This window comes from Streptomyces sp. S3(2020), from assembly GCF_013044505.1.
In the GTDB taxonomy this organism is placed as follows: domain Bacteria; phylum Actinomycetota; class Actinomycetes; order Streptomycetales; family Streptomycetaceae; genus Streptomyces.
Map to the genome: position 1 here is coordinate 1 of NZ_JABERD010000274.1, position 10,942 is coordinate 10,942.

8 protein-coding genes and 2 pseudogenes are annotated in these 10,942 nt (G+C 71.9%); 6 read left to right on the plus strand and 4 right to left on the minus strand.

The features are described from left to right. The 4 genes and pseudogenes from HLK59_RS44170 to HLK59_RS44180 form a co-directional block, all read right to left on the minus strand. On the minus strand, positions 1-1,679 hold a 1,679-nt coding region (locus HLK59_RS44170), incomplete at its 3' end, for a serine/threonine-protein kinase (protein WP_171147313.1). 342 nt (positions 1,680-2,021) lie between these two features. Beyond that, positions 2,022-2,903: pseudogene (locus HLK59_RS51630) on the minus strand (serine/threonine-protein kinase); the annotation flags it as partial. 98 nt (positions 2,904-3,001) lie between these two features. Further along, positions 3,002-3,712, minus strand: a pseudogene (locus HLK59_RS51635) (FHA domain-containing protein); the annotation flags it as partial. A gap of 225 nt (positions 3,713-3,937) precedes the next feature. Then, on the minus strand, positions 3,938-4,576 hold the full coding sequence (locus HLK59_RS44180) for a hypothetical protein (RefSeq protein WP_171147314.1): 639 nt from the start codon (positions 4,574-4,576) through the stop codon (positions 3,938-3,940). Between the two features lie 250 nt (positions 4,577-4,826). Here HLK59_RS44180 and HLK59_RS44185 point away from each other — a divergent pair, with 250 nt between their 5' ends. The 6 genes from HLK59_RS44185 to HLK59_RS44210 all read left to right on the plus strand — a co-directional run. Next, positions 4,827-5,681: a bifunctional methylenetetrahydrofolate dehydrogenase/methenyltetrahydrofolate cyclohydrolase gene (locus tag HLK59_RS44185; protein WP_171147315.1), complete on the plus strand. Its 855-nt coding sequence runs from the start codon at positions 4,827-4,829 to the stop codon at positions 5,679-5,681. Positions 5,682-5,748: 67 nt separating this feature from the next. Continuing rightward, positions 5,749-6,189 (plus strand): DUF3017 domain-containing protein, encoded by a 441-nt coding sequence (locus HLK59_RS44190; RefSeq protein WP_346779957.1) that lies wholly within the window; start codon positions 5,749-5,751, stop codon positions 6,187-6,189. 214 nt (positions 6,190-6,403) lie between these two features. After that, complete coding sequence (locus HLK59_RS44195) at positions 6,404-6,877, plus strand: helix-turn-helix transcriptional regulator (protein WP_171147317.1); 474 nt, start codon at positions 6,404-6,406, stop codon at positions 6,875-6,877. A gap of 342 nt (positions 6,878-7,219) precedes the next feature. Continuing rightward, positions 7,220-8,368 carry an XRE family transcriptional regulator gene (locus HLK59_RS44200; RefSeq protein ID WP_171147318.1) on the plus strand — a complete coding sequence of 383 codons (1,149 nt, stop codon included), beginning with the start codon at positions 7,220-7,222 and terminating at the stop codon, positions 8,366-8,368. Between the two features lie 362 nt (positions 8,369-8,730). Then, on the plus strand, positions 8,731-9,720 hold the full coding sequence (locus HLK59_RS44205) for a malate dehydrogenase (RefSeq protein ID WP_171147319.1): 990 nt from the start codon (positions 8,731-8,733) through the stop codon (positions 9,718-9,720). A 162-nt stretch (positions 9,721-9,882) separates the two neighbouring features. Continuing rightward, positions 9,883-10,942: hypothetical protein (locus HLK59_RS44210; RefSeq protein ID WP_206328322.1), on the plus strand; the 1,060-nt coding region annotated here is incomplete at its 3' end.

A 10,942-nucleotide genomic window follows, 5' to 3' on the forward strand; every position in this document is an offset into this window, starting at 1 on the left:
GGTGTCGCGGACTCCGGCTTCTCGATGGCGAGCGCCTCCGCCTCGAACAACAGCGGTGGCCCGTCGGCCAGTTGGAGGGCGACGAGGTCCTTCACGATCTCGGTCTGAGCGTAGATCGTGACGGTGCCGCCGCTCGTGCCGCCGGTCCCGCCGGGGGCGGCCGTCGTGGAGGGCGTACCGGCGGTGCCGCCGTCGGATCCGGAGGAGTCGCCGTCCGACGCCGTCTGCTTCTCCTCCTCCTTCTCCTTCGCTTTCTCCTTCTCCGCCGCGTTCGGGGACGCGGAGACGGAGGAGCCGGGCAGGGCGGAGGCCGCTTCGGCGTCCGAGGCGGGGCCGGTGCTCGTGCTCGCGGTCGGGGCGGCCGAGGTCGTCCCGTCGTGGGACGGGCGGGTGAGGAAGAACGCGCCCGCGGCCACGGCGACCACGGCGAGGCCCGCCGCGAGGGCGAGGGCGGGCTTCCTCCGGTCGCGTCGGGTCTCGTGCCCGCCGGGGGCGTACTGGCCGGGCGGGGTGGACAGGCTGCCGTACTGCCCGGGGGTGGCGGCCCAGCCGCCGTACTGGCCGGGCGGTGTGGCGGGCCCGTACGCGCCGGGCGGTGTCGCGGGGCCGAAACCCGGGCCGGGGACGGGAGCCGCCGCCGGAGTCGGCGCTGCCGGTGATGGTGACGCCGGTGGTGTCGTCGGTGCGCGGAGGTGGACGGTCTGCTCGGCCGAGGCCTCCTCCAGTAAGGCGCAGCCTTCCCGGCGGGCGAGCAGGCGGCCGGCCAGGGGCTCCTGCCAGGCGGAGGCCTCGCCGTTCAGTGCGGTCGTGGCGGCGTCGATCAGCTGCCGCGGGGTGGGTCGGCCGGCCGGGTCCTTGGCGAGGCAGGCGGCCAGGAGCGTCGCCAACGGGCCGTCCACGGGTCCGAGTTCGGACATCACCTCCGCCTTCGGCTCCTCGAAGGCCACCCGGTGCATGACGTCGACCCCGGTCCCGTCGCCGAACGGGGCGTGTCCGGTGGCGGCGTAGATCAAGGTGCCCGCGAGGGAGAAGACGTCGGAGGCACCGTCGCAGCGGCCCTCCCGCAGATACTCGGGGGACATGAACGCGGGCGTGCCGACACGGCTGCCGGTGCCGGTGATCGCGCTGCTGTCGACGGCCTGCGAGATACCGAAGTCGATGACATGCACGCCCTGTGTGGACAGCAGCACGTTCGACGGCTTGAGATCCCGGTGCACGACCCCGGATGCGGCAAGCGCCGAGAGGGCCTGCCCGAGCTCCGAGACCAGCCGCCACACTCCGGCCGGCTCCAGCCTGCCGCCCTGGCGCACGGCGTCGGCGAGGTTGACGCCGGGGACGTACTGGGTGGCCATCCAGAGCAGTTCGTGCTCGAAGCCGGTGCCGAGCAGCCGCGGCGCGTGCGGGGTGTCGACCCGCCGGTGCACGGCGGCCTCCCGCTCGAACCGCCGCCGGAACTCCGGGTCCTCGGCGTACTCGGGCCGGATCACCTTCACCGCGGCGAGCCCCGCGGTGTCGTCGGCGGGCCGTGCCAGAAAGACCCGCCCCATCCCGCCGCTGCCGAGCCGCCCGAGCGGTACGTACGGGCCGATCCGGGCGGGGTCGGCGGGCTGGAGTGGATCGGCGCCCGCCTGTATGAGCGCGGTGCGGTACGGCGGCGTGGGGTGCCGCTGGTCCGTCATCTGTCCCCCGAGTGCTTCTCTGCCTCAACATGCGCAGGCGTCACGCCAGTTGAGGTGAATCTAGCGTGCCCAAGTGGTGGAGGCGGGCCCTATGCGGTTGCGGTGACGCCAACCGTCCGTCCCGCAGCACCAAGCACCGTGCTGCGGGACGCGGGCCCGCTCACCACCCGCCCGCCGAGGTGCCCCGGCTCACCGACGAAGCCGACGCGGTCCGTCCGGCAGCGGTGACACGTACGACCGGGAGGCCGACGCGACCAGTACGGGCCGGTGCTCCGGCGTCCCCTCGCCCGTCATGGCCGACCGGTGGGTGACGTCCGCCGCGACCCCGAGCCCCGACACGGTCAGGAGTGCGGTCGCGACGGCGCCCGCGAGAGCGGGGCGACTGCGAGGGCCGGACGGGCGGGGGACGCGAGCGACACCGACCGCGGCCTCGACCCTTGCGAGGAGTGCCTCGGTACCGAGGCGTCCGGCGTGCGCGGGGGCCAGACAGTCGCGGACGATCTCCCGCCAGGCGTCCGGGAGGCCCGGTGAGAGCCGCAGTTTCTGCGCGCCCCGGGCATGCCGCAGCGCCGCGTCGGAGCGTGCCTCCGGCGTGCCGCCCGGTAAGGGGAAGGCGCCGGTCAGCAGGACGTGGGCGAGGACCCCGAAGGCCCAGACGTCGGCGGAGGGACGGACCCGGGCGCCTCGTTCGTCGACCTCGGCCCAGAGCAGTTCGGGCGGGGTGTAGTCCGGCGTGACGAAGACGGGGACGTAGGCGTGCGCGCCCTCCATCTCGGCGGCCAGACCGAAGTCGGCCAGCCGGACCGAACCGTCCCGCATCAGCAGCACGTTGGCGGGCTTCAGGTCCCCGTGCACCCACCCGGCCCGATGCAGCTGGGCGAGCCCTTCGCAGATCTGCGCGAGCACGGATCCGGGATCACCGGGATCCGGTACGGCGTCGATGGACCCCCTCGCCTGTTCCAGTACGAGGACGGTGGCACCGTCGAGTTCGGGGTGCCCGGGGTCGTCGACGACGAGGGTGTCGTACATCCGGATCAGCCGCGGTGACCGCAGCCGCCCGAGCAACTCGACCTCACGCTGGGCCAGTTCACGCAGATGGTGGAGCCGGTGCGGGGTGCGGGTGCCGGTGGGCAGGAACTTCAGGGCGGCACGGCGGGGGAGGCCCGCCCGCTCGTCGCCGACGAGTCCGGCGGCGTAGACCGTGGCGAACGCGCCCGACGCGATGGGTTCGCCGACTTCCCAGCGGCCGACCCGGTACCCCTTCGGGACACGGACGGGATGCGTCCGCTTCCCGCTCGTCGGCGCACCTCGCTCACGGGCCCGGCCAGCACCGCCAGGTCGTCCTCGCGGACCAGGTCGAAGCGCAGCGCGAGGGAGACCAGCGACTCCTTCTTGCCGTTGACGCGCAGGCCCGGTTCCGCGGTGTCCGGGCCGGGCCGCAGCCGCAGCTTCAGGGCGAGGTAGTCGATGTTCCAGTAGACGGCCGAGCGGCTGACGGCCGGCCAGCCGGGGCGCAGCCGCTCCACCAGCTGCTCGACCGCCGGCAGCGGAGCGTGCGGTTCGCCGCGCAGCCGGGGTTCGCACAGGGCGGCCAGTACCGCGAAGTACCGCTTGGTGCGGTCGAGGGTGAACGCCGGTGCGGTCAGGGCTCCGGAGAGCCCGTGCGGGGCGACACTGCGGAAGACGTGCCGTGGCGCCCAGACGTCGAAGGTGAGCAGGTCGCCCGCGGCGGGCAGGACGACCCGCGAGAACTCGAAGGGCACCGGCGCGTCCACGCGGCCCGGGCCGACCTTGATGTGCTCCCCGGCGCCTTCCGGGTTCTCCACCACGTAAGTCTGGTGCTCGCTGCGGTTGCTCAGCAGCCAGAAGGTGCCCTGTGCGGAGATCTCCCCGGCGATCCGGGGCACTCCCTCGTGCGCGATGGTCAGGCCGGGTGTCGCGGCCCTGCCGAACTCGAGCCGTTCACCGGTGGCGATCCTGATCTGGTCGTCCGGCCGCGCGCATGCCGGAGGTACGACGATGACGCTGTACATGGATTCGTCCCCTCGCCCGATTCCATGAGGGCCACCCTCCCCCAGTCCAACGAAGGGGAGGGTAGGGGACGTTCCTCGAAGAGTCCGAAGCTTCTTCCTGATACGGCGTGTCAGGTGGAGGGTTCGGGGAGAAATTCCCTGACACATCGGACCAGAACGACGTACCAGGGCCCTGCCTCACCCGTACGAGGGGAAGCAGGGCCCTTGGACAGGAGCGCCGCGGGTTCAGTAGCGCGGGCGCGCGAACCAGGCCGTGCCGCTGGGGACGACCGGGGCGGCCGCGATGATGCCGCCGAAGACGAGCCACAGCAGCGGGCCGACGACCGCCGAGGCGAACCCGGAGTCGAGGCCGACGAAGAGACCGAGCAGTCCGACGATGGCGCCGAGCGCGCCGTAGATCACCGTCGTGATCCGGATGCCCTGGCCACCCCGGCCGAACTTGACGCCGAGGGTGATGGACAGGGTCGCCAGAGCCGCCGCGACCAGGGCGAAGACGCCGAAGACACCGGCCGCCATGTCGGCGCCGTCGCTTCCGGTGCTGAACCCGAGCTCGTCGGCGCCGTCCGACACGTCACTCGCGAACGCGGCGAAGTAGAGGAAGGCCAGCGCGCCGATGATCTGCACCGCCGAGATGATGAACAGGAAGACACGGGCCGTCACCAGGAGACCCGGCATCGACTCCGGCACCATGTTGTTGACGCCCGGGTAGCCGGGGTACGCCGGCTGCTGCGGGTAACCGGGATACGCCTGCTGCGGCGGGATGCCGGGCGGCGGGGCCTGCTGCGGGTAGCCGTAACCAGGGGGAGCGGCGGGCGGCTGCTGGGGCGGGGGCCCGTAGGGGTTGTTCGGATCGCCGTAACTCATGGCGGTTCTTCCTCCGTATACCGAATGTGCGGGGACGACGAGCGGCACGGTTCGGAGGAATGTTCAACAGATGCGGTTCGTCCCCCCGGTACAGCCCGCGGCACTGTGGCCTCAATCGTTCTTCAGTGGCCGGTTCGTTGTCCAGCCGCTATCCATATGTGTTGTGCAAGTGCAACCTCGTCGATCTTGTGCGGGCCGGTGACGGAACCCGGATTGGAACCGGGACCCGGTCATCCGCGAGGATGGGGTCATGACCGCCCAGATTCTCGATGGCAAGGCCACCGCAGCCGCGATCAAGTCCGATCTGACCGCCCGCGTGGCGGTGCTGAAGGAGAAGGGCATCACGCCCGGCCTCGGCACGATCCTCGTCGGGACCGACCCCGGCAGCCAGAAGTACGTCGCCGGCAAGCACCGCGACTGCGCCCAGGTCGGTATCGCCTCCATCCAGCGCGAACTGCCGGAGACGGCGACGCAGGAGGAGATCGAGGCGGTGGTGCGGGAGTTGAACGAGGACCCCGACTGCACGGGCTACATCGTCCAGCTGCCCCTCCCCAAGGGCATCGACGAGAACCGCATCCTGGAGCTGATGGACCCGGACAAGGACGCCGACGGCCTCCACCCGATGAACCTCGGCCGCCTGGTCCTGAACGAGCCGGCCCCGCTGCCCTGCACCCCCAACGGCGTGCTCACCCTGCTGCGCCAGTACGGCGTGGAGATCAAGGGCGCCGAGGTCGTGGTCGTCGGCCGCGGTGTCACCATCGGCCGCCCGATGCCGCTGCTGCTCACCCGCCGCAGCGAGAACGCGACCGTGACCCAGTGCCACACCGGCACCCGCGACCTGTCCTCGCACCTCAAGCGCGCGGACATCATCGTCGCCGCCGCCGGCTCGGCCCATCTGATCCGCCCCGAGGACGTGAAGCCGGGCGCCGCCGTTCTCGACGTCGGTGTCTCGCGCAGCGCCGAGGGCAAGATCGTGGGCGATGTCCACCCCGGCGTCGCCGAGGTCGCCGGCTGGATCTCCCCGAACCCCGGCGGTGTCGGCCCTATGACCCGGGCCCAGCTGCTCGTCAACGTGGTCGAGGCGGCGGAGCGCAGTGCAGGCTGACACGACTCCCCCAGAGGGACAGAGCGCGGGACAGGGCGCGCGACAGGGCGCGGAGGAAGACGCGGACATCGAGGTGCGCGACCCGATCAGCGCCCCCGACGCCGAGGGCAGACCGCGTCGCACCACCCGCCGCTTCCCGCTGTTCACCAGGGACACCGCACGCCCCGAGGGCGGCGGCCGGGCTGCGCCCGGTGACGCCCCGGCCCCCGCGCGGCAGTGGCCGATCCTCACCGTGCTCGGCGCGGTCGCCGTCGGCCTGCTGCTCACCGCGCTCGACGTCTTCCGCTACGGCACGATGCTGATCGGTGCCGCGCTGGTGGCCGGAGCCGTGCTGCGCTGGCTGGTGCGGGACGTCGGCATGCTCGCGGTGCGCTCCCGCTTCACGGACATCGTCACCTACGGTGTGCTGGGCGCCGTGATCGTCCTGCTGTCGATGATGGCCCAGCCGGACCCGTGGCTGGAGATCCCGTTCCTGAAGGACACCCTGCACTTCACGGTCGACAGCTAGGTGCACCCCGCGTACGGCGACGGCGGCCCGTCCTCTCCCCCGAGTAAGGACGGGTCGCCGTCTGCGTCCACCTTCTTGCACGGCGAACGCCCCGTTCAACGGCTGTCAGTGCGCTGTGGCACGGAAGTGACCGTTCCGCTACGGTGTCCGGTCCCTGCCACAAGGGGAACCGGTCACCTCCCTGACGTCGTCCGACACCGTGGAGGTGAGCTGGATGGGTGCCTGGCAGCCGCTGCCGGACGATCTGCCGCCTGAGGTGCGGCACTTCGTGGAGCAGCTGCGGCGGCTCAAGGACCGTACGGGCCTCAGCCTGGCCTCGCTGGGCGCGCGCACCGCGTACAGCAAGTCCTCCTGGCACCGCTATCTCAACGCCACCCAGCCGCCGCCGCGGCAGGCGGTGACCGCTCTGTGCCGGATCGTCGGTCTGACCGACGCCGACGTCGAGCGGGTCAAGGTCCGCTGGGAGCTGGCCGTCCAGGCCTGGCCCCGGGCGGCGACCGTCCCGGCGCCGCCACAGGGGGCGCCGGGGGCCGAGGAGTACGAGGACGACCCCACGCTGCCGTGGTGGGACGCGCCACCGGAGGAGAAGGCGGAGAAGCGGGACGGCGGCCGTCTGCTCCGGTACGCGGGACTGCTGCTGCTCCTGCTCCTCCTTGTCGCGGTCGGCGGCGTCGTGGCTTTTGGGTGAGTTTCTTACTGAAGTGGCACGTGTGACAAAGTGTGTGCGTTCTGTGTGTCGATGTGTTGACAAGTTCGCGGATGTGCAACGAAGTCGTTCAACAACCGAGTTAGCGTGGCCAATCGGGACGGTCCGGGACGTCCCGCCGCTGGAAGACTGGACCGCGGCGTGGTGGGCGTGCAACGGTGCATGCCCACAGCCCCGATGCACCCGTGCGCCCCCACCCCGGGAACTGAGATCCTTAGTGGGCGCATCCCTGTGGGTAGCCAGACGGGGTCTCGGCAGAGGGCACCACGCGCGGGGGAAACACAGCAACAGCCAGCACGGACCGGGGGGAAGAGGGGGGAAGCAATGCCTCGTTGGAGGGCCTTGCCCGATGAATTGGATCCGCAGGTCAGGGAGTTCGCCAGCCAGTTGCGGCGGCTCGTGGACCGCAGCGGACTGAGCGTCGCGGCGCTGGCCGACCGCACGGGCTACAGCAAGACGTCCTGGGAGCGTTATCTCAACGGCCGGCTGCTCGCGCCCAAGGGCGCGATCGTGGCGCTGGCCGAGGTCACCGGCACCAATCCCATCCATCTGACCACGATGTGGGAGCTCGCCGAGCGCGCCTGGAGCCGCTCCGAGATGCGCCACGACATGACCATGGAGGCCATCCGTATCTCCCAGGCGCGTGCCGCGCTCGGCGAGTTCGGGGCGCCCCCGGCGAACGCCAAGGGCGGCAGGACCGCCCGCAAGGGCACCAGCGCCACGGCGACCCCGGGGGTGGCCGGGCCCGCGGGCGTGGCCCCGACGGTGCCGCCGCAGCCGGCCTCGCCCGAGGTCAGGGACTCGATGCCGGAGGTCAGGGAGGGCACGAACTCCTGGGGACTGGCCGGGTACAACGGACCCTCACCGTCGGGCGGACGCGCCCCGGAGAGTCCGGCCCGCCCGGTGCCGACGCCGGCCCCGAGCCCGTCGTACGGCGAACCCCCGCAGGGGCCCCGCCGTGCCGCGCCCGCCAGGTCCGGAGGCGGGCGGCGGCTGACGATGTTCCTCGCGGGTGTCGTCGGCGTGCTCGTGGTGATCGGCGCCGCGTACTTCCTCACCAGCGGCGGTGGCGAGAAGAAGAACGAGGGCGGGGGCGCCTCGCCCTCCCCGAGCGTCAGCACCTCCGTCGACCTTCCGCCCGGCGTCGAGTGCAGCGGTGACTCCTGCACCGGCAAGGACGCGGAGAGCATGGGGTGCAGCGGCGACCTGGTGACCACCGCACAGACCGCCACCGTCGGCACGACGGTCGTGGAGGTTCGCTACAGCAAGACCTGCGGTGCCGCGTGGGGCCGTATCACGCAGGCCGCGCAGGGCGACAAGGTCGCGGTGACCGTCGGCAAGACCGAGCAGACCGGCTCGATCGGCACGGCCGGCGACACCATCGCGTACACGCCGATGGTCGCGGTGAAGGACGCCGACGACGCCACCGCCTGCGTGACGCTGGCGGCGGGGGAGAAGGGGTGCACCCAGTAGCCGCCGCCGCTTAGCCGGCGTGGAGCCGGCGTGGCTCGGAACAATTTCGGGGCGACAGGCATGGCCGGACGAATCGTGGGCACGCGCACGGTACCCCCACGGGAGTCCGGCCATGTCGGTACCCCCATACGGCGGCCGCCTTCGTCCCCCTCTCCCGGACGGGCGGCCGCCTCCTTCTGTCTCCGGTCGCTGTCTCCGGGGCGGTTCTGTGGGGTGGGCCACAGGAACCCGGCGGTCCGGGATCCCGGATGCGCGATAGCCTGACCGGTGGATCTCTTGATGCCAAGAGATCGATCATCTGTACGTCCCACCCGGGCCCGGGGCAGTGCCGCCCCACCGCCAGCTGTCATACGGAGAACGCCATGACCCGCACTCCCGTGAACGTCACCGTCACCGGCGCGGCCGGCCAGATCGGTTACGCCCTGCTCTTCCGCATCGCCTCCGGCCAGCTGCTCGGCGCGGACGTGCCGGTCAGGCTCCGCCTCCTGGAGATCACCCCGGCGCTCAAGGCCGCCGAGGGCACCGCCATGGAGCTGGACGACTGCGCGTTCCCGCTGCTCCAGGGCATCGACATCACGGACGACCCGAACGTCGCCTTCGACGGTGCGAACGTAGCCCTGCTCGTAGGCGCCCGCCCCCGCACCAAGGGCATGGAGCGCGGCGACCTGCTCTCCGCCAACGGCGGCATCTTCAAGCCCCAGGGCAAGGCCATCAACGACAACGCCGCGGACGACATCAAGGTCCTCGTCGTCGGCAACCCGGCCAACACCAACGCCCTGATCGCCCAGGCCGCCGCCCCGGACGTGCCGGCCGAGCGCTTCACCGCGATGACCCGCCTCGACCACAACCGCGCGCTGACCCAGCTCGCGAAGAAGACGGGCACCACGGTCGCCGACATCAAGCGCCTGACCATCTGGGGCAACCACTCCGCCACCCAGTACCCCGACATCTTCCACGCGGAGATCGCCGGCAAGAACGCCGCCGAGGTCGTGAACGACGAGCAGTGGCTGGCCGACACCTTCATCCCGACCGTCGCCAAGCGCGGCGCCGCGATCATCGAGGCCCGTGGCGCGTCCTCCGCCGCGTCGGCCGCCAACGCCGCCATCGACCACGTCCACACCTGGGTCAACGGCACCGCGGACGGCGACTGGACCTCCATGGGCATCCCGTCGGACGGCTCCTACGGCGTCCCGGAGGGCCTGATCTCCTCCTTCCCGGTCACCACCAAGGACGGCAAGTACGAGATCGTCCAGGGCCTGGACATCAACGAGTTCTCCCGCGCCCGGATCGACGCCTCCGTCGCCGAGCTCGCGGAGGAGCGCGAGGCGGTCCGCGGTCTCGGTCTCATCTGAGAGCCGTACCGAGTCGAACCGAGCTGTACCGAGCCGTATCTGACGGCTTCTGTCACGAGCCTGCACGGGCCCTGTTCCGGTTTCTTCCGGAGCGGGGCCCGCGCCCGTTTTCACCGCTACCGTCAAGAACGTTACCCGCCAAGGTGATTCGGGGGGTTCGCGATGAACAGCGGATGGCACGGGAACGGCAACGGCCATGGGAACGGCCACGGACACGGCTACAGCTCCGGTTCCGGCGAGCACGAGCCGAGCGAGGAGAGAGGCCAGGCGGCCTGGGGTACCGGTACGCACGGGCAGAGCGGCTCCCCGCCGCCGTGGGCATCGGCGGAGACACAGACCTCGCACGCGCCGCCGCCCTGGGCCGCGGCCGAGCCGCAGGCACCGACGGCCCCGCCGCCCTGGGCGTCGGCCCAGACGCAGCTCGGCGGAACGCCACTGCCGCTGCCGCCCCCGGCGTACGTACAGCCGCCACCACCACCGCCTCCCGGCCCCCGCCGCCTCCTCGTGATCCTCACCGCGATGGCCGTGCTGGGCTCGGGCATCGGCGCCGGTGTCTGGTTCCTGACCCGCGAAGGCTCGACGAGCCCCGGGGCCACCCCGGGCACGAGCGTCGCCGTCACGACCTCGCTCCCGCCGACCACACCCGCCGGGACCACACCGCCCGAGACCCCGCGGGCCTCCACCCCGCCGCCCTCACTCCTGGGGTCCGCGCCACCGACCCCGGCCGTCGGCTACCGGCGCGCCCAGGACCCCGTCGGCTACACGCTGTTCGTCCCGGAGGACTGGATCCGCCGGCAGAAGGAGGGCGAGAAGGCCCCGGTGGTCTTCTACGACGCCCCCGCCGACGGCCGCCAGTTGCAGATCTTCCGGCTCTCGGAGGACAGCCCCGCCGACTCCCTGCGCCTGGCCGAGAACGACCCCGGCTACGGCTTCGCCCGCCAGCCCGGCTACCAGGCACTGGACCGGGACGAGGGCGGTTCCTGGTCGGAGCTGTCCTACCGCTACGACGACGAGGACAAGGGCGCGCGCCATGTCATCGACCACCGCTTCGAGGCGGCCGACGGCGAGTTCTACGCGATCCGGGCGAGCGGTCCCGAGACGACATCCGCGGCACGGATCCGCGAACCGCTGACGGCGGCCCTGGGCTCGTTCTGCCCCTGCTTCTTATACACATCTGACCCTGCCGACGAAGCTGCGGCTCTAGGGCCGGTGGCGCTCCCCA

What these genes read in the sequence shown, in the direction of transcription:
- HLK59_RS44180 (WP_171147314.1), bottom strand. Translation starts at nt 4,576, where the DNA reads ATGAGTTACGGCGATCCGAACAACCCCTACGGGCCCCCGCCCCAGCAG.
- HLK59_RS44195 (WP_171147317.1), top strand. Translation starts at nt 6,404, where the DNA reads ATGGGTGCCTGGCAGCCGCTGCCGGACGATCTGCCGCCTGAGGTGCGG.
- HLK59_RS44200 (WP_171147318.1), top strand. Translation starts at nt 7,220, where the DNA reads ATGCCTCGTTGGAGGGCCTTGCCCGATGAATTGGATCCGCAGGTCAGG.
- HLK59_RS44185 (WP_171147315.1), top strand. Translation starts at nt 4,827, where the DNA reads ATGACCGCCCAGATTCTCGATGGCAAGGCCACCGCAGCCGCGATCAAG.
- HLK59_RS44205 (WP_171147319.1), top strand. Translation starts at nt 8,731, where the DNA reads ATGACCCGCACTCCCGTGAACGTCACCGTCACCGGCGCGGCCGGCCAG.